This is a genomic window from Pseudomonas sp. NFR16 (assembly GCF_900108875.1).
GTDB lineage: Bacteria > Pseudomonadota > Gammaproteobacteria > Pseudomonadales > Pseudomonadaceae > Aquipseudomonas.
In genome coordinates this window covers 54937-73034 of the sequence record NZ_FNYJ01000004.1, presented here as the reverse complement: position 1 = coordinate 73034, position 18098 = coordinate 54937, and the positions used below count along the sequence as shown (strand labels likewise).

14 protein-coding genes are annotated in these 18098 nt (G+C 59.3%); 12 read left to right on the top strand and 2 right to left on the bottom strand.

Features of this window, described 5'->3' with window-relative positions:
* Positions 1 to 23: 23 nt before the first annotated feature.
* The gene (gene fur, locus BMZ10_RS16265) at positions 24 to 431 is read left to right on the top strand and encodes a ferric iron uptake transcriptional regulator (protein ID WP_093464352.1); all 408 of its coding nucleotides are present in this window, start codon (positions 24 to 26) and stop codon (positions 429 to 431) included.
* Between the two features lie 62 nt (positions 432 to 493).
* Here the strand turns inward: fur and recN are convergent, their stop codons facing one another.
* On the bottom strand, positions 494 to 2167 hold the full coding sequence (gene recN / locus BMZ10_RS16260) for a DNA repair protein RecN (RefSeq protein WP_093464349.1): 1674 nt from the start codon (positions 2165 to 2167) through the stop codon (positions 494 to 496).
* A 278-nt stretch (positions 2168 to 2445) separates the two neighbouring features.
* Here recN and grpE point away from each other — a divergent pair, with 278 nt between their 5' ends.
* From grpE to greA, 7 genes are all read left to right on the top strand, one after another.
* Positions 2446 to 3012, top strand: coding sequence for a nucleotide exchange factor GrpE (gene grpE, locus BMZ10_RS16255; RefSeq protein WP_093464346.1), 567 nt, complete (start codon positions 2446 to 2448; stop codon positions 3010 to 3012).
* Positions 3013 to 3077: 65 nt separating this feature from the next.
* Positions 3078 to 5033 carry a molecular chaperone DnaK gene (gene dnaK / locus BMZ10_RS16250; RefSeq protein WP_256214520.1) on the top strand — a complete coding sequence of 652 codons (1956 nt, stop codon included), beginning with the start codon at positions 3078 to 3080 and terminating at the stop codon, positions 5031 to 5033.
* Between the two features lie 324 nt (positions 5034 to 5357).
* On the top strand, positions 5358 to 6485 hold the full coding sequence (gene dnaJ, locus BMZ10_RS16245; RefSeq protein ID WP_093464341.1) for a molecular chaperone DnaJ: 1128 nt from the start codon (positions 5358 to 5360) through the stop codon (positions 6483 to 6485).
* 10 nt (positions 6486 to 6495) lie between these two features.
* Positions 6496 to 7302: a 4-hydroxy-tetrahydrodipicolinate reductase gene (dapB, locus tag BMZ10_RS16240; protein ID WP_093464338.1), complete on the top strand. Its 807-nt coding sequence runs from the start codon at positions 6496 to 6498 to the stop codon at positions 7300 to 7302.
* 280 nt (positions 7303 to 7582) lie between these two features.
* Positions 7583 to 8719: a glutamine-hydrolyzing carbamoyl-phosphate synthase small subunit gene (carA, locus tag BMZ10_RS16235; protein WP_093464335.1), complete on the top strand. Its 1137-nt coding sequence runs from the start codon at positions 7583 to 7585 to the stop codon at positions 8717 to 8719.
* Between the two features lie 125 nt (positions 8720 to 8844).
* Positions 8845 to 12066, top strand: coding sequence for a carbamoyl-phosphate synthase large subunit (gene carB / locus BMZ10_RS16230; RefSeq protein WP_093464332.1), 3222 nt, complete (start codon positions 8845 to 8847; stop codon positions 12064 to 12066).
* A gap of 2 nt (positions 12067 to 12068) precedes the next feature.
* A complete protein-coding gene (gene greA, locus BMZ10_RS16225; protein WP_093465547.1) occupies positions 12069 to 12545 on the top strand; it encodes a transcription elongation factor GreA in 477 nt (158 codons plus the stop codon).
* 134 nt (positions 12546 to 12679) lie between these two features.
* Here the strand turns inward: greA and yhbY are convergent, their stop codons facing one another.
* Complete coding sequence (yhbY, locus tag BMZ10_RS16220) at positions 12680 to 12988, bottom strand: ribosome assembly RNA-binding protein YhbY (RefSeq protein WP_093465544.1); 309 nt, start codon at positions 12986 to 12988, stop codon at positions 12680 to 12682.
* A gap of 102 nt (positions 12989 to 13090) precedes the next feature.
* On the opposite strand from yhbY, the gene rlmE reads away from it, so the two are divergent.
* From rlmE to glmM, 4 genes are all read left to right on the top strand, one after another.
* Positions 13091 to 13741, top strand: a complete 651-nt coding sequence (rlmE, locus tag BMZ10_RS16215) for a 23S rRNA (uridine(2552)-2'-O)-methyltransferase RlmE (RefSeq protein ID WP_093464329.1) — start codon at positions 13091 to 13093, stop codon at positions 13739 to 13741.
* A gap of 187 nt (positions 13742 to 13928) precedes the next feature.
* Positions 13929 to 15839, top strand: coding sequence for an ATP-dependent zinc metalloprotease FtsH (ftsH, locus tag BMZ10_RS16210; protein ID WP_093464327.1), 1911 nt, complete (start codon positions 13929 to 13931; stop codon positions 15837 to 15839).
* Positions 15840 to 15847: 8 nt separating this feature from the next.
* On the top strand, positions 15848 to 16699 hold the full coding sequence (gene folP / locus BMZ10_RS16205) for a dihydropteroate synthase (RefSeq protein WP_093464324.1): 852 nt from the start codon (positions 15848 to 15850) through the stop codon (positions 16697 to 16699).
* Between the two features lie 16 nt (positions 16700 to 16715).
* Positions 16716 to 18059 carry a phosphoglucosamine mutase gene (gene glmM / locus BMZ10_RS16200; protein WP_093464320.1) on the top strand — a complete coding sequence of 448 codons (1344 nt, stop codon included), beginning with the start codon at positions 16716 to 16718 and terminating at the stop codon, positions 18057 to 18059.
* The last annotated feature ends 39 nt before the right edge of the window (positions 18060 to 18098 follow it).

Below are 18098 nucleotides of genomic sequence, written 5' to 3'. Positions count from 1 at the left end.
CAGCGTCTGCGAGAAAGCTGACCATGGTTGAAAATAGCGAACTACGCAAAGCTGGACTTAAAGTGACCCTGCCGCGGGTCAAGATCCTTCAAATGCTCGATTCTGCAGAGCAGCGCCACATGAGCGCGGAGGACGTCTACAAGGCGCTTATGGAGGCCAACGAAGACGTCGGTCTGGCAACGGTTTACCGTGTTTTGACTCAGTTCGAAGCAGCCGGGTTGGTGGTTCGCCACAACTTCGACGGCGGTCATGCCGTATTCGAACTCGCCGATGGAGGCCACCACGACCACATGGTCAACGTGGATTCCGGCGAGGTGATCGAATTCTTTCATAAAGGAATCGAAGAGCTTCAGAAACAAATTGTGGCCGAACACGGCTTCGAGCTGGTGGACCACAATCTGGTGCTCTACGTGCGCAAGAAACAGGCGTAAGTCTTTTTCTGTAGCAAAACAAAGGCGACCCTCGGGTCGCCTTTGTCGTTTCTGGAAGATGGTCAGGATTTCGCTGCCACCACCATCTTCTTCGCGTGAGCCAGCGACTCTTTGGTCAGGTCGATCCCGCCCAGCATCCGCGCCACTTCCTCGACGCGCTCGTTTTTGCTCAGTTTCGAAACCGCGGTCCGGGTCGCGTCGTTTTCACGGACCTTGTGCACGAACAGATGCTGATGTCCCTGCGCAGCAACCTGGGGCAGGTGCGTCACCGTCATGACCTGGCCGCGCTCGCCGAGGCGCCGCAGCAACTGCCCGACAATTTCCGCCGTTGGCCCGCCGATGCCGACGTCCACTTCGTCGAACACCAGTGTCGGGATTCGCGAGGTCTGGGCCGTGATGACCTGAATGGCCAGACTGATCCTCGACAGCTCGCCGCCCGACGCCACTTTCGCCAATGCCTTGAGCGGCTGGCCGGGGTTGGCGCTGACCAACAGTTCCACTTGCTCGAGACCGTGGGGAGACAGTTCTTTGTCTGCGTTCTCCTTGAGCTCGATATTGAAGCGCCCGCCGGGCATGCCCAGTCGCTGGATTTCGTGCTCAACCGCATGTGCGAGTTCGGGCGCCGCGCGATGACGCAGGTCGCTCAGCTCGCGAGCTTTTTCCTGATAATGCCGTGCATAGGAACCCAGCTCATGCTGCAGGCGTTCGACCGCTTCATCGTTGGCGTTGAGCGTCTCGATTTCGTCGAGCAACTTTTGATGCAGCGCAGGCACTTCGCTCGGCTGCACGCGGTGTTTGCGCGCCAGCGTGTAGATGGTGTCGAGCCGTTCTTCGATCTGTTGCAGGCGGGCCGGATCTGCTTCGAAACGATCGAGGAAGCGATTGATCTCGCCCACGGCTTCCTCGACCTGAATCTGTGCGCTGGAGAGCAGATTGGTCGCCTCGTTCAGCGCATCCGGCGAGTTGTTCACGCTGGTGAGCCGGTTGAGGCTGGCCGTCAGCGCATTCAGGGCGTTGCCTGAGTCGCTCTCGCTGCACAGCTCGACGACCTGCCGGCAGATACCGAGCAGGCTTTCGGCATTGGTCAGGGTGGTTTGCTCTTGTTCCAGATGCTCGAGCTCGTTCTCGCCCAGGCTCAGGCTTTCGAGCTCTTCGAGCTGGTAGCTCAACAGTTGATGCTTGGCGCGCTGCTCGTCGCCTGAATTGGCCAGGCGTTCCAGCTCCTGACGCGTCTGACGCCAGCGCTGCGCGGCCAGTTGAACCTGGCGGGCCAGATCGGTGGCGCCCGCGTACTCATCCAGCAATCGCCGATGCGTATCGGTTTTGAGCAACGACTGATGCTCATGCTGGCTGTGAATGTCGATGATCAGCTCGCCCAGCGCCTTCAGATCACCCTGCGGGCAGGGTGTACCGTTTATATAAGCGCGCGAGCGACCCTCGGCTGTGATCACGCGACGCAAGATGCACGGGCCGTCTGTTTCCAGGTCGCGCTCTTTCAACCATGCGCTCGCTTCGGGAATATCCGACACATCGAAGGTCGCCAGAATGTCTGCCTTGTCGGCGCCCGGTCTCACTACGCCGCTGTCGGCTCTGTCGCCCAGGGTCAGGCCCAGTGCGTCGAGCATGATCGATTTACCGGCACCGGTTTCGCCGGTGATCACGCTCATGCCTCGATCGAGTTCCAGATCGAGGTGTTCAACGATGGCGTAGTTATGTATGGACAGGTGCACCAGCATTAGGGCGGCTCCCAAACGATTTGTCTGGTTATTTATACAGTGTTTCGCTCACGCCTGACAATGCCCCGGTCCGGCTCGATTTGACGGGCGGTTGGCTGTTTTCTGCGCAAGTGCACTGTCTGTACACCGCCAGGCTTGGAAATCCGGTCATGGCGGAAAATTTGTGGGGTCATTCGCCTCATCCTGCATCAAAACCCCTTGAAGCCGAAAATTACGGCCCCATATAGCCGGGCAGAAGCGTGAGTTGAGCTCACGGACGTAATTAGAAGGAGAGAACTATGGCTGACGAACAGAACCCGGACACGCAGGCTCAGGATCAGGCTGGCGACGCGGCGACCTCCGGTGAGGATTTGGCAACTCGTGTGCAAGTGCTGGAAGAGCAACTGGCTGCAGCGCAGGACCAGTCCCTGCGTGTCGCTGCGGATCTGCAGAACGTCCGCCGCCGTGCAGAACAGGACGTAGAGAAAGCCCACAAATTCGCGCTGGAGAAATTTGCCGGCGACCTGCTGCCGATCATCGACAGCCTGGAGCGTGGTCTGGACCTGTCCAACCCGGATGACGAGAGCATCCGCCCGATGCGTGAAGGCATCGAGCTGACGCTGAAAATGTTCAACGACACCCTCAAGCGTTTCAATCTGGAAGCCATCGACCCGCACGGCCAGCCGTTCAACGCCGAGCATCATCAGGCGATGGCGATGCAGGAAAGCGCGGACGTGGAGCCGAACAGCGTTCTGAAGGTGTTTCAGAAGGGTTATCAGCTTAACGGTCGTCTGCTGCGCCCGGCCATGGTCGTGGTCAGCAAGGCACCGTCGCCTGTTACACCGTCAATTGACGAGCAGGCTTGAAATCAGCTGAGCGGGCCCCATCTAAGGGCCATGGTTTAAAGAATTACCGCAATTTGTAAACGCAGTTGCGGCAACCAAATTCAAAGTTTCGGGAGAGTCAAAACATGGGCAAGATTATCGGTATCGACCTGGGGACCACCAACTCCTGCGTCTCCATTCTGGAAAACGGTAACGTCAAGGTTATCGAGAACGCCGAAGGCGCGCGTACCACCCCTTCGATCATCGCTTACGCCAACGACGGCGAAATCCTCGTCGGTCAGTCGGCCAAGCGTCAGGCAGTCACCAACCCGCACAACACCCTGTACGCGGTGAAGCGTCTGATCGGTCGTCGCTTCGAAGAAGAAGTCGTACAGAAAGACATCAAGATGGTGCCTTACAAAATCGCCAAGGCTGACAACGGTGACGCCTGGGTTGAAGTGAACGGCCAGAAAATGTCGCCTCCTCAGATTTCCGCTGAAATCCTGAAGAAGATGAAGAAAACCGCAGAAGACTACTTGGGCGAGACCGTGACCGAAGCGGTCATCACCGTTCCGGCCTACTTCAACGACAGCCAGCGTCAGGCTACCAAAGACGCCGGCCGCATCGCCGGTCTGGACGTAAAACGTATCATCAACGAACCGACCGCAGCCGCACTGGCCTACGGTATGGATAAAGCCAAAGGCGACCACACTGTCATCGTTTATGACCTGGGTGGCGGTACTTTCGACGTTTCGGTCATCGAAATCGCCGAAGTCGATGGCGAGCACCAGTTCGAAGTGTTGGCCACCAACGGCGACACCTTCCTGGGTGGTGAAGACTTCGACATTCGTCTGATCGACTACCTCGTTGACGAATTCAAGAAAGAAAGCGGCATGAACCTCAAAGGTGACCCGCTGGCGATGCAGCGCCTGAAAGAAGCTGCCGAAAAAGCCAAGATCGAGCTGTCTTCCAGCCTGCAGACCGACGTTAACCTGCCGTACATCACTGCAGACGCTACCGGTCCTAAGCACCTGAACGTGAAGATCTCCCGCGCCAAACTGGAATCGCTGGTTGAAGACCTGGTTCAGCGCACCATCGAGCCTTGCCGCATTGCGCTGAAAGATGCCGGTATCGACATCAGCAAGATCAACGACGTGATCCTGGTCGGTGGTCAGACTCGTATGCCGCTGGTTCAGCAGAAAGTCACCGAGTTCTTCGGCAAAGAAGCCCGTAAGGACGTCAACCCGGACGAAGCGGTTGCAATGGGTGCTGCCATCCAGGGCGCGGTTCTGGCCGGCGACGTGAAAGACGTTCTGCTGCTGGACGTCAGCCCGCTGACCCTGGGTATCGAAACCATGGGCGGCGTGATGACTGCGCTGATCGAGAAAAACACCACGATTCCTACCAAGAAATCCCAGGTGTTTTCGACTGCCGATGACAACCAGAGCGCTGTGACCATTCATGTTCTGCAAGGCGAGCGCAAGCAAGCTGCACAGAACAAGTCGCTGGGTAAATTCGACCTGGCCGAGATTCCACCGGCTCCACGCGGCGTGCCTCAGATCGAAGTGACCTTCGACATCGACGCCAACGGCATCCTGCACGTCGGCGCGAAAGACAAGGCAACCGGCAAGACTCAGTCGATCGTGATCAAGGCCAACTCCGGTCTGTCCGAGGAAGAAATTCAGCAGATGATTCGCGACGCTGAAACCAACGCTGACGAAGACCGCAAGTTCGAAGAACTGGCGTCTGCCCGTAACCAGGGTGATGCGCTGGTTCACTCGACTCGCAAGATGGTCGCTGACGCGGGTGACAAGGTCACCGCTGAAGAGAAGACTGCGATCGAAGCTGCTGTCGTCGCGCTGGAAACCGCTGTGAAAGGCGATGACAAGGCTGCGATCGACGCCAAGGTCGAAGAGCTGTCGAAAGTCTCCGCTCCGGTCGCTCAGAAGATGTACGCCGAGCAGGCTGAAAAACCTGAAGCCGGCGCTCAGCCTGCTCAGGAAGAGCACAAGGCCGACGACGTCGTCGATGCTGAGTTCGAAGAAGTCAAAGACAACAAGTAAGCGCAGGCTCACTTGATCGCCGGTTGACCGCTTTCGAGCGGTCGCTGGTAGGATGTCGCCGCGCGGGAGCTTGCTCCCGCGTTGACGTGTCTGGAACACCCGAATTTTCAAGCTGCGCGAGGGTGTCTTCGCGGGCTGTGTGGCAAAGGCGGATGCTCCTGCAATCCGGCTTGTTCTGCCGCTTTCCTCGGTCGATCGAAGGCCGTTGAACCAAGACCAGGATCGTTGAATTGACGTGAGTTGGGTCCGGGCCTGAAAGGGGCTCAACGAGTTCGGCAAACTCAGGAGGGTTATGCCGGGCGTCCTCAAGAGTGCAGAAAACTTATGTCAAAGCGTGACTATTACGAAGTATTGGGGGTGGAGCGCGGCTCCAGCGAGGCGGACCTTAAAAAGGCGTATCGTCGTCTCGCGATGAAGTATCACCCTGACCGCAATCCGGGCGACAAAGCCTCGGAAGATGCGTTCAAAGAAGCCAATGAAGCGTACGAAGTGCTGTCCGATGCCAGCAAGCGTGCTGCGTATGACCAATACGGTCATGCCGGTGTCGATCAGGGCATGGGCGGCGGCGCCGGTTTCGGCGGCGCGAACTTCTCCGACATATTCGGCGATGTCTTCAGTGACTTCTTCGGCGGTGGCCGTGCCGGCGGCGGCGGACGTGGCGGCGCCCAGCGTGGCAGCGACCTGCGCTACACCCTTGAACTGAATCTCGAAGAAGCCGTGCGTGGCACCACCGTCAGCATTCGCGTGCCGACGCTGGTCAACTGCAAACCGTGTGACGGCAGCGGCGCCAAAAAAGGCTCTTCGCCTGTCACTTGCCCGACGTGCGGCGGCATTGGCCAGGTTCGCATGCAGCAGGGTTTCTTCTCCGTTCAGCAGACCTGCCCGCGTTGCCACGGCAACGGCAAGATCATTTCCGACCCTTGCGATTCCTGCCACGGCGAAGGCCGCGTCGAAGAATACAAGACGTTGTCGGTCAAGGTGCCGGCCGGCGTCGACACCGGCGATCGCATTCGTCTCTCGGGCGAAGGAGAGGCGGGCGTGCAGGGTGGTCCGACGGGCGACCTGTATGTCGTGATCAATGTGCGCGAGCACGCGATTTTCCAGCGCGACGGCAAGCACCTGTACTGCGAAGTGCCGATCAGCTTCACCGACGCTGCGCTGGGTGGCGAGCTTGAAGTGCCGACGCTGGACGGCCGCGTCAAACTGAAAATCCCTGAAGGCACCCAGACCGGCAAGCAATTCCGTCTGCGCGGCAAGGGCGTTGCGCCTGTGCGCGGCGGTGGTGCGGGCGACCTGATGTGCCGCGTTGCGGTGGAGACGCCAGTCAACCTGGGTCGTCGTCAGCGTGAATTGCTCGAAGAGTTCCGCGCCTCGCTGGAAGGCGACAGCTCGCATTCGCCCAAGGCCAGTGGCTGGTTCGAAGGCGTGAAGCGTTTCTTCGGCGATCTCTGAGGAGCAGGGCATGCGACGTATTGCAGTGATGGGCGCTGCCGGGCGTATGGGCAAGCATCTGATCGAAGCCGTTCAGGAGCGCGCGCCGCTGACAGGGCTGACCGCGGCGATCGTTCGTCCGGGCAGCACGATGATCGGCGCCGATGCGGGTGAGCTCGCGTCGATTGGTCGTATCGGGGTGCAGCTGACCGGCAACCTGGAGCAGGTGGCGGACGAGTTCGATGTGCTGATCGATTTCACGCTGCCGGATGTGATGCTGAAAAACCTCGCCTTCTGCCGCAAGGCCGGTAAGGCGATGGTCATCGGCACCACGGGCCTCAGCGCTGAGCAGAAGCAACTGTTGCAGGAAGCCAGCAAAGACATCCCCATCGTCTTCGCGTCCAATTTCAGTGTCGGTGTAAACCTGTCATTCAAGCTGCTGGAAATGGCGGCCAGGGTGATGGGTGACGACGCAGACATCGAAATCATCGAAGCGCATCACCGCAACAAGGTCGATGCGCCTTCGGGGACGGCGGTCAGCATGGGCGAAGTCATCGCGCGGACTTTGGGTCGTGATCTGGGCGAGGTTGCGGTCTACGGCCGTGAAGGTCATACCGGCGTCCGTGAGCGTGACACCATCGGTTTCGCCACGGTACGCGGTGGAGATGTGGTGGGCGATCATACGGTGCTGTTCGCCGCAGAAGGCGAGCGCCTGGAAATCACCCACAAGGCCTCCAGTCGAATGACCTTTGCCAAGGGCGCTGTACGCGCTGCGCTGTGGCTCGATGCCAAATCCCCGGGTCTCTACGACATGCGGGACGTGCTCGAGCTTCACTGATTGGCGTAGTTGAACCCGTGACAATGCGGGCGGAACAGCTGTTTTCCCTGTATCCTGCCCGCAGTTTTGACCCGCCGCGCGATGTCCTGTCGCATTCCTCTGCCTTCAAGGCGTTTTAGCGGTGGATTAAAAAAGCCTTTTTCTGTAAGCTACAGCTTTAGTGTGTCCACTAAAAGCGCGCAGATAATTCGATTAAAAAAGCGGGGTGACGTGTCTATACGTCATTCCGCTTTTTTACAACCTGCGATCGCCCTTTCAGGCTTTATTACGGGAGGTCTTCTTGACTAAGCCAGCCATACTCGCCCTTGCTGATGGCAGCATTTTTCGCGGCGAAGCCATTGGAGCCGACGGCCAGACCGTTGGTGAGGTGGTGTTCAACACCGCAATGACCGGCTATCAGGAAATCCTTACCGATCCTTCCTATGCCCAGCAAATCGTCACCCTGACTTACCCTCACATCGGCAACACCGGCACCACGCCGGAAGACGCCGAATCCGACCGCGTATGGTCGGCGGGCCTGGTCATTCGCGACCTGCCTCTGGTGGCGAGCAACTGGCGCAACAAGATGTCCCTGGATGATTATCTGAAAGCCAACAATGTCGTCGCCATCGCTGGCATCGACACGCGTCGCCTGACCCGCATTCTGCGTGAGAAAGGCGCGCAGAACGGCTGCATCATGGCCGGTGACGACATTTCGGAAGAAGCGGCCATCGCCGCAGCCCGCGGCTTCCCAGGCCTGAAAGGCATGGACCTCGCCAAAGAAGTCAGCACCAAGGAAACCTACGAGTGGCGCTCCAGCGTCTGGAGCCTGAAGACCGACAGTCACCCGGAACTGGCGGCAGGCGATCTGCCGTACAACGTCGTGGCCTACGACTACGGCGTCAAGACCAACATCCTGCGCATGCTTGTCGAGCGCGGCTGCCGCGTGACCGTGGTGCCTGCCCAGACGCCGGCCAGTGAAGTGCTCGCCCTCAACCCCGATGGCGTGTTCCTGTCCAACGGCCCTGGCGATCCGGAGCCTTGCGACTACGCGATTCAGGCGATCAAGGACGTGCTGCAGACCGAGATTCCGGTCTTCGGCATCTGCCTGGGTCATCAACTGCTGGCCCTCGCGTCCGGTGCCAAAACCGTCAAGATGGGTCATGGCCACCATGGTGCCAACCACCCGGTGCAGGATCTGGATTCCGGTGTTGTCATGATCACCAGTCAGAACCATGGTTTTGCGGTGGACGAAGCAACCCTGCCAGGCAATGTGCGCGCGATCCACAAATCGCTGTTCGACGGCACCCTGCAAGGCATCGAGCGTACCGACAAGGACGCTTTCAGCTTCCAGGGTCACCCTGAGGCGAGCCCGGGCCCCAACGACGTCGCGCCGCTGTTTGATCGCTTCATCACAGCCATGGCCAAGCGCCGCTAATCGGCGACTTGCGACTGTAGCGAGCAGGTGCACGCGGCGCGCCGGACACGTCCGACCCCGCGCCCGGCACCTCAGAGAATGTTCAAGACGGCTTGCCGACTGACATAGGATTCGAGTGACAACCCATGCCAAAACGTACAGACATTAAAAGCATCCTGATTCTCGGCGCTGGCCCGATCGTGATCGGCCAGGCCTGTGAATTCGACTACTCCGGCGCCCAGGCGTGTAAAGCCCTGCGCGAAGAGGGCTACCGCGTCATCCTGGTCAACTCCAACCCGGCCACCATCATGACCGACCCGGCCATGGCGGACGCGACCTACATCGAGCCGATCAAGTGGGCGACCGTCGCCAAGATCATCGAAAAGGAACGCCCGGACGCGCTGCTGCCTACCATGGGTGGCCAGACGGCTCTGAACTGCGCGCTGGACCTGGAGCGCGAAGGCGTTCTGGAGAAGTTCGGCGTCGAAATGATCGGCGCCAATGCCGACACCATCGACAAGGCTGAAGACCGCTCGCGTTTCGACAAGGCGATGAAGGCCATCGGCCTGGAATGCCCGCGCTCGGGTATCGCCCACAGCATGGAAGAGGCCAACGCGGTCCTCGAAAAGCTGGGCTTCCCGTGCATCATCCGTCCGTCCTTCACCATGGGCGGCACCGGTGGCGGCATCGCTTACAACCGTGAAGAGTTCGAAGAAATCTGCGCCCGCGGTCTGGATCTGTCGCCGACCAAAGAGCTGCTGATCGACGAATCGCTGATCGGCTGGAAAGAATATGAAATGGAAGTTGTCCGCGACAAAAAGGACAACTGCATCATCGTCTGCTCCATCGAAAACTTCGACCCGATGGGCGTGCACACCGGTGACTCGATCACTGTCGCGCCTGCGCAGACCCTGACCGACAAGGAATACCAGATCCTGCGGAACGCCTCGTTGGCGGTCCTGCGCGAGATCGGCGTTGAAACCGGCGGCTCGAACGTGCAGTTCGGTATCTGCCCGGACACCGGCCGCATGGTCGTCATCGAGATGAACCCGCGCGTTTCCCGCTCCTCGGCGCTCGCCTCTAAGGCCACGGGCTTCCCGATCGCCAAGGTCGCGGCCAAGCTGGCAGTGGGTTACACCCTGGACGAACTGCAGAACGACATCACCGGCGGCAAGACCCCGGCGTCCTTCGAGCCGTCCATCGACTACGTCGTCACCAAACTGCCTCGCTTCGCGTTCGAGAAATTCTCGAAGGCCGACGCGCGCCTGACCACGCAAATGAAGTCGGTCGGCGAAGTCATGGCGATCGGCCGTACCTTCCAGGAATCGCTGCAGAAAGCTCTGCGTGGCCTGGAAGTGGGCGTCAGCGGTCTTGATCCGAAGCTGGATCTGGGCAGCTCGGAAAGCATGAGCATCCTCAAGCGCGAGCTGACCGTTCCGGGCGCCGAGCGCATCTGGTACGTCGCCGACGCATTCCGCGCCGGCATGACGGTCGAGCAGATTTTCGACATGAACATGATCGACCCTTGGTTCCTGGTGCAGATCGAAGATCTGATCAAGGAAGAAGAGAAGGTCAAGACCCTCGGCCTGTCGGCAATCGACCGCGACCTGATGTTCCGCCTCAAGCGCAAGGGCTTCTCCGATGCGCGTCTGGCCAAGCTGCTGGGCGTCACCGAGAAAAACCTGCGCACGCACCGCCACAAGCTTGAGATCTACCCGGTCTACAAGCGTGTCGACACCTGTGCTGCCGAGTTCGCGACCGATACCGCGTACATGTACTCGACGTACGAAGAAGAGTGCGAAGCCAACCCTTCGACGCGCGACAAGATCATGATCCTGGGCGGCGGTCCTAACCGGATCGGCCAGGGCATCGAGTTCGACTACTGCTGCGTTCATGCCGCGCTGGCGCTGCGTGACGACGGGTACGAGACCATCATGGTCAACTGCAACCCGGAAACCGTATCGACCGACTACGACACCTCCGACCGTCTGTACTTCGAGCCAGTGACGCTTGAAGACGTACTGGAGATCGTCCGCGTCGAGAAGCCGAAGGGCGTGATCGTCCAGTACGGCGGCCAGACGCCTCTGAAACTGGCGCGTGCGCTTGAAGCGGCCGGCGTGCCGATCATCGGCACCAGCCCTGACGCCATCGACCGTGCCGAAGACCGTGAGCGTTTCCAGCAAATGGTCGAGCGCTTGAACCTGCGTCAGCCGCCAAACGCCACCGTGCGCAGCGAAGACGAAGCCATTCGCGCTGCAGCGAAAATCGGTTACCCGCTGGTGGTGCGTCCGTCCTACGTACTGGGCGGCCGTGCGATGGAAATCGTCTACGAAGAAGAAGAGCTCAAGCGCTACCTGCGCGAAGCGGTTCAAGTGTCCAACGACAGCCCGGTGCTGCTGGACCACTTCCTCAACTGTGCGATCGAGATGGACGTGGATGCCGTGTGTGACGGCACTGACGTCGTCATTGGCGCGATCATGCAGCACATCGAGCAGGCAGGCGTTCACTCCGGTGACTCGGCATGCTCGCTGCCGCCGTACTCGCTGCCGGCGCACATTCAGGACGAGATGCGCGAGCAGGTCAAGAAAATGGCCCTCGAGCTCGGCGTGGTCGGCCTGATGAACGTGCAGCTGGCCCTGCAGGGTGAAGACATCTACGTCATCGAAGTGAACCCGCGTGCCTCGCGCACCGTGCCGTTCGTTTCCAAGTGCATCGGTGTCTCCCTGGCGATGATCGCAGCACGCGTCATGGCGGGTAAAACCCTGAAAGAGCTTGGCTTCACCAAAGAAATCATCCCGAATTTCTACAGCGTGAAAGAGGCGGTCTTCCCGTTCGCCAAGTTCCCTGGCGTCGACCCGATCCTCGGCCCGGAGATGAAGTCCACCGGTGAAGTCATGGGTGTCGGCGATACCTTCGGTGAAGCCTTTGCCAAAGCCCAGATGGGCGCCAGCGAAGTGCTGCCGACCGGCGGAACCGCTTTCATCAGCGTGCGTGACGACGACAAGCCGCTGGTGGCTGGCGTTGCCCGCAACCTGATCGAGCTGGGTTTCGAAATCGTTGCAACCGCAGGTACCGCGCGCCTCATCGAGGCAGCCGGCCTGAAAGTGCGTCGCGTCAACAAGGTGACTGAGGGTCGCCCTCACGTGGTCGACATGATCAAGAATGACGAAGTCACGCTGATCATCAACACCACCGAAGGTCGCCAGTCGATCGCGGATTCCTATTCCATCCGTCGCAACGCCTTGCAGCACAAGATCTATTGCACCACGACCATTGCTGCGGGCGAGGCCATCTGTGAAGCGCTGAAATTCGGCCCTGAAAAGACCGTGCGCCGCTTGCAGGATCTACATGCAGGATTGAAGGCATGAGCATTACCAAATATCCAATGACCGTTCAGGGCGCTCGCGCCCTGGAAGAAGAACTGCACCACCTGAGCAAGGTCGAGCGTCCGCGCTTGAGTCAGGCAATCGGTGAAGCGCGTGAGCTGGGTGATCTGAAGGAAAACGCCGAATACCATGCTGCCCGCGAGGAGCAAGGCATGGTCGAGGCGCGGATCCGCGACATCGAAGGCCGCATGCAGAATGCCGTCATCATTGACGTCACCACGATTCCTCACACCGGCAAGGTGATTTTCGGGTCCACGGTAGAGATTGCTAACGTCGAAACCGACGAAAGCGTGACCTATCAGATCGTTGGTGAGGATGAAGCCGACATCAAGTCGGGCAAGATCTCCGTCGGCTCGCCGATCGCTCGCGCGCTGATCGCCAAAGAAGAAGGCGATGTCGTGGCCGTGAAAACGCCAAGCGGTGTGATCGAGTACGAGATTGTCGAGGTCAAGCACATCTGATCGATGTGCCGGAGGTCGTCCCTCGGGATGACTTCCGGCGACCCGGTTCGGCGGGAAGGGGCAGTAGTGATGCTTCTTGTCGTCGGTCGGTTCCTGTCAGGGCGCGTAAACCGCGCCGCTGACGGGTATCGTCATTATTTGTAGCGGTGTATGTTGGACAGCTGTTTGTTCGGCTGTGGGTTTTTGCGGTAGATCAGCGCCATCTTGCCGATGGTCTGCACCAGTTCCGCACGCCCTTGCTTGCACAGTTCTTCGATCACGGCGCGGCGCTCGTCGCGGTCTTCCAGCTTGATCTGAACCTTGATCAGTTCATGATCCACCAAAGCGCGGTCCAGCTCGGCCAGAACGCCTTCGCTCAGGCCATTGCCAGCTACCATCAGGACCGGCTTCAGGTCATGTCCAATGGATTTGTATTGTTTCTTCTGCTCGTTATTGAGCGGCATAATCTGACCCTTTTCGTCTGATTCTGTAAAATTGGTGGCCATTTTACCCGAGGCCCCGTGGCTCCGCCCAGTTAATCACGACGCATATCATCGAGGTGCCCCGTGGCCCAGCGTTCCAAGAGCAGCCATAACTGGCTGAGAGAGCATTTCAACGATCCTTTCGTCAAACAGGCGCAAAAGGATGGCTATCGCTCGCGAGCGAGTTACAAGCTTCTCGAGATTCAGGAAAAGGACCGCCTGATCCGTCCGGGCATGACCGTGGTCGACCTCGGCGCGGCGCCCGGTGGCTGGTCTCAGGTGACCAGTCGTCTGATTGGTGGTCAAGGTCGCCTGATCGCATCCGACATTCTGGAAATGGACAGCATTCCCGATGTGACCTTTATTCAAGGGGATTTCACAGAAGATGAGGTGTTCAAGCAGATCCTGGCGGCGATCGGTAATACACAAGTAGACCTTGTGATTTCTGATATGGCCCCCAATATGAGTGGATTGAGCGCTGTGGATATGCCACGCGCCATGTTCCTTTGTGAGTTGGCGCTCGACCTGGCGGGTCGGGTCCTGCGTCCGGGTGGTGATTTTCTGATCAAGGTCTTCCAGGGTGAAGGCTTTGATGTGTACCACAAGGAGGTTCGCAAAATGTTCGACAAGGTACAGATGCGCAAGCCTCTGTCCTCCCGCGATCGGTCCCGTGAGCAGTACCTGCTGGGCCGGGGTTTCAAGGGCGGTTACGAAGCACCGAGCGACTTTGAGTAAAGGCAATAGCTTTTTTCAAATGGCTTTATTCATGAAGCGTAACGAACATCTTGTAGTCAAAGTTTCACAAAGGGTTACAGACGCCGCCTGCCACGCCTGTAGGATCTGTAGTAAGTTAGGCCGGTGAATATCATGCGAGGCACGCTCCAGCGTGGAGCTTGCTTCAGAGGGTAGCTAATTGAACGATATGGCAAAGAATTTGATCCTGTGGTTGATCATCGCTGCGGTCCTGGTGACCGTGATGAACAACTTCTCCAGCCCGAACGAGCCGCAGACCCTCAACTACTCCGAGTTCATCCAGCAGGTGAAGGATGGCAAGGTCGAGAAAGTTGCCGTTGACGGTTACGTCATCACGGGCAAACGCAGCGACGGCGATACCTTCAAGACTATTCGTCCTGCCATTCAGGACAACGGCCTGATTGGCGATCTGGTCGACAATAACGTCGTCATTGAAGGCAAGCAGCCTGAACAACAGAGCATCTGGACTCAGTTGCTGGTCGCCAGCTTTCCGATTCTCGTGATCATCGCTGTTTTCATGTTCTTCATGCGCCAGATGCAAGGCGGCGCTGGAGGCAAGGGCGGGCCGATGAGTTTTGGCAAGAGCAAGGCGCGTCTGCTTTCCGAAGATCAGGTGAAAACCACGCTGGCTGACGTGGCCGGTTGCGACGAAGCGAAAGAAGAAGTCGGCGAGCTCGTTGAATTTCTGCGTGACCCGGGCAAGTTCCAGCGTCTGGGCGGTCGTATTCCGCGCGGTGTGCTGATGGTCGGTCCTCCGGGCACGGGTAAAACCTTGCTGGCAAAAGCCATTGCCGGTGAGGCCAAAGTGCCGTTTTTCACCATTTCCGGTTCTGACTTCGTCGAAATGTTCGTGGGTGTCGGTGCGAGCCGCGTTCGTGACATGTTCGAGCAAGCCAAGAAGCACGCGCCTTGCATCATCTTCATCGACGAAATCGACGCCGTGGGCCGCCATCGTGGCGCGGGTATGGGCGGTGGTCACGATGAGCGTGAGCAGACCCTGAACCAGTTGCTGGTCGAGATGGACGGCTTCGAGATGAATGACGGCATCATCGTCATCGCCGCGACCAACCGTCCCGACGTGCTTGACCCTGCGCTGCTGCGTCCAGGCCGTTTCGACCGTCAGGTCGTGGTAGGTCTGCCAGACATCCGTGGCCGTGAGCAGATCCTCAAAGTGCACATGCGTAAAGTGCCAATGGGCGACGACGTCAATGCTGCGGTTATCGCACGTGGTACGCCTGGTTTCTCCGGTGCGGACCTGGCCAACCTGGTCAACGAAGCTTCGCTGTTCGCTGCTCGCGTGGGCAAACGCATCGTCGAGATGAAAGAGTTCGAGCTGGCAAAAGACAAGATCATGATGGGCGCTGAGCGCAAATCGATGGTCATGTCCGAGAAAGAGAAGCAGAACACCGCTTATCACGAAGCCGGTCACGCGATCGTCGGTCGCGTCGTGCCTGAGCATGATCCGGTGTACAAGGTGTCGATCATCCCGCGCGGTCGTGCGCTGGGTGTGACGATGTTCCTGCCGGAAGAAGATCGCTACAGCCTGTCCAAGCGCGCGCTCATCAGTCAAATCTGCTCGCTCTATGGCGGTCGTATCGCAGAAGAGATGACGCTGGGCTTTGACGGTGTCACCACCGGTGCGTCCAACGACATTATGCGTGCCAGTCAGATTGCGCGGAACATGGTCACCAAGTGGGGCCTGTCCGAGAAGCTCGGCCCGCTGATGTATTCGGAAGAAGAGGATGGCGGTTACCTGGGCCGCGGCGGTGGCGGTCAAAACGCCAGCCTGTCCGCTGACACAGCGCGCCTGATCGACTCCGAAGTGCGCAGCATCATCGACCAGTGCTACGGCACCGCGAAGCAGATCCTTACTGACAATCGCGACAAGCTGGACGCGATGGCCGACGCACTGATGAAGTACGAAACCATCGACGCCGAGCAGATCGATGACATCATGGCTGGCCGCACACCTCGCGAGCCGCGTGACTGGGAAGGGGGTTCCGGAGCTTCCGGGACACCAACCGCGCCTGTCGGGCCGCGTCCGGAAACGCCGATCGGCGGTCCAGCTGCTGACCACTAAGGGCTGACATGACTTCTGTGCTTCACCCAACCCGGTTGCCTTGCGGCAACCGGGTTCTTGATTTATCCCGGACTCATGTCATGGGAATTCTCAACATCACCCCTGATTCGTTCTCTGATGGCGGTCGTTTCGCTAGGCGCGACCTGGCGCTGAGCCATGCCGAAGCCATGGTGCATGCTGGAGCGACGCTGATCGATGTGGGTGGCGAGTCCACTCGCCCAGGCGCGCGTGCCGTTTCTCCCGTGGAAGAGCTCGAGCGCGTGGCGCCTATCGTGGAAGCGATCAGTCGTGAGCTGGACGTGGTCATTTCGGTGGACACATCTACGCCTGCGGTCATTCGCGAAACGGCTCGGCTGGGGGCGGGGCTCATCAATGACGTGCGGTCACTGCGTCGTGATGGCGCGCTCGACGCTGCTGTGGCCACCGGGCTTCCGGTGTGCCTGATGCACATGCGCGGCGAACCGACCGACATGCAGAATGATCCCCACTACGATGATCTGGTCGGGGAGGTCAGCGCTTTTTTGCAGGCGCGTATGGATCAATGTGTCGCAGCCGGCATTCCGGCTGACAAGATCATTCTCGACCCTGGCTACGGCTTCGCCAAAACCCTTGAGCACAACCTGAGCCTGTTCAAGCATATGGAGGCGCTGCATGCACTGGGCCGCCCGCTGTTGGTGGGTGTGTCACGCAAGAGCATGATCGGCAAAGTGCTGGGCAAGCCGGTTGATCAGCGCCTGTACGGAGCGCTTGCGCTGGCCGGGATGGCGATGATCAAGGGCGCAAGAATTTTACGTGTGCATGATGTGGCGGAAACCGTCGACGTCGTGCGCATGATTGCTGCTGTTGAATCGGCAAAATAAGAAATCTGGAGCACCCATGAGCACTAAGAAATATTTCGGAACCGACGGCATTCGCGGTCGTGTAGGCCAATTCCCGATCACTCCCGATTTCATGCTCAAGCTGGGATGGGCTGCGGGGATGGCTTTCCGCAAGATGGGCGCTTGCCGGATTCTGGTAGGTAAGGACACGCGTATTTCAGGCTACATGTTCGAATCTGCGCTGGAGGCAGGTCTTTCGGCTGCCGGTGCCGACGTGATGCTGCTTGGCCCGATGCCAACGCCAGCCATTGCCTACCTGACACGCACTTTCCACGCTGAAGCGGGCATCGTCATCAGTGCTTCGCACAATCCGCATCACGACAACGGCATCAAATTCTTCTCGGGGCAGGGCACCAAGCTGCCGGACGAGATCGAAATGATGATCGAAGAATTGCTGGACACGCCGATGACGGTCGCTGAATCGGAGAAGCTCGGCAAGGTTTCGCGTATCAACGACGCAGCGGGTCGCTACATCGAGTTCTGCAAGAGCAGCGTTCCCACCAGTACCGATTTTGCGGGCCTCAAGCTGGTTGTCGATTGCGCCCATGGCGCGACGTACAAGGTGGCGCCCAATGTGTTTCGCGAGCTGGGCGCGCAGGTCGGTGTGCTGTCCGCGGCGCCTAACGGCCTGAACATCAATGACAACTGCGGATCGACGCACATGAGTGCGCTGCAGGCGGCTGTCGTTGCTGAGAAGGCTGATCTGGGCATCGGTTTCGATGGCGACGGCGACCGCGTGCTGATGGTCGATCATACTGGCGCGGTGGTGGACGGTGACGAGTTGCTGTACATCATTGCGCGCGACTTGCACGAGCGCGGGCGCTTGCAGGGCGGCGTCGTCGGGACCCTCATGAGTAACTTGGGTCTTGAGTTGGCGCTTGCCGATCTGAACATCCCTTTCGTGCGGGCCAATGTGGGCGATCGCTACGTCATCGCCGAGTTGCTTGAGCGTAACTGGCAGGTCGGCGGCGAGAACTCCGGGCACGTTGTCTGCTTCCAGCACACCACCACAGGCGATGCGATCATTGCCGCGCTGCAGGTGTTGCTCGCGCTGCGCCGTACGGGCGAGAGCCTGGCTCAGGCGCGTCAGGGGCTGCGCAAGTGTCCGCAGGTGCTGGTCAATGTCCGCTTCGAGGGCGGCTCGGTCGATCCGGTCGAGCATCCGGCGGTCAAGGAGGCTTGCGCCCGCGTGACAGCGGCCATGGGTGGTCGCGGCCGCGTATTGCTGCGCAAGTCCGGGACAGAGCCGCTGGTGCGCGTCATGGTCGAAGGCGAGGACGAAACCCTGGTCGCCGGCTATGCCGATGAACTGGCAAAACTGGTCGCTGAAGTTTGCGCCTGATTCGGCTTGCCAGTGTTGAAACTGTTGGGTAACATCTGC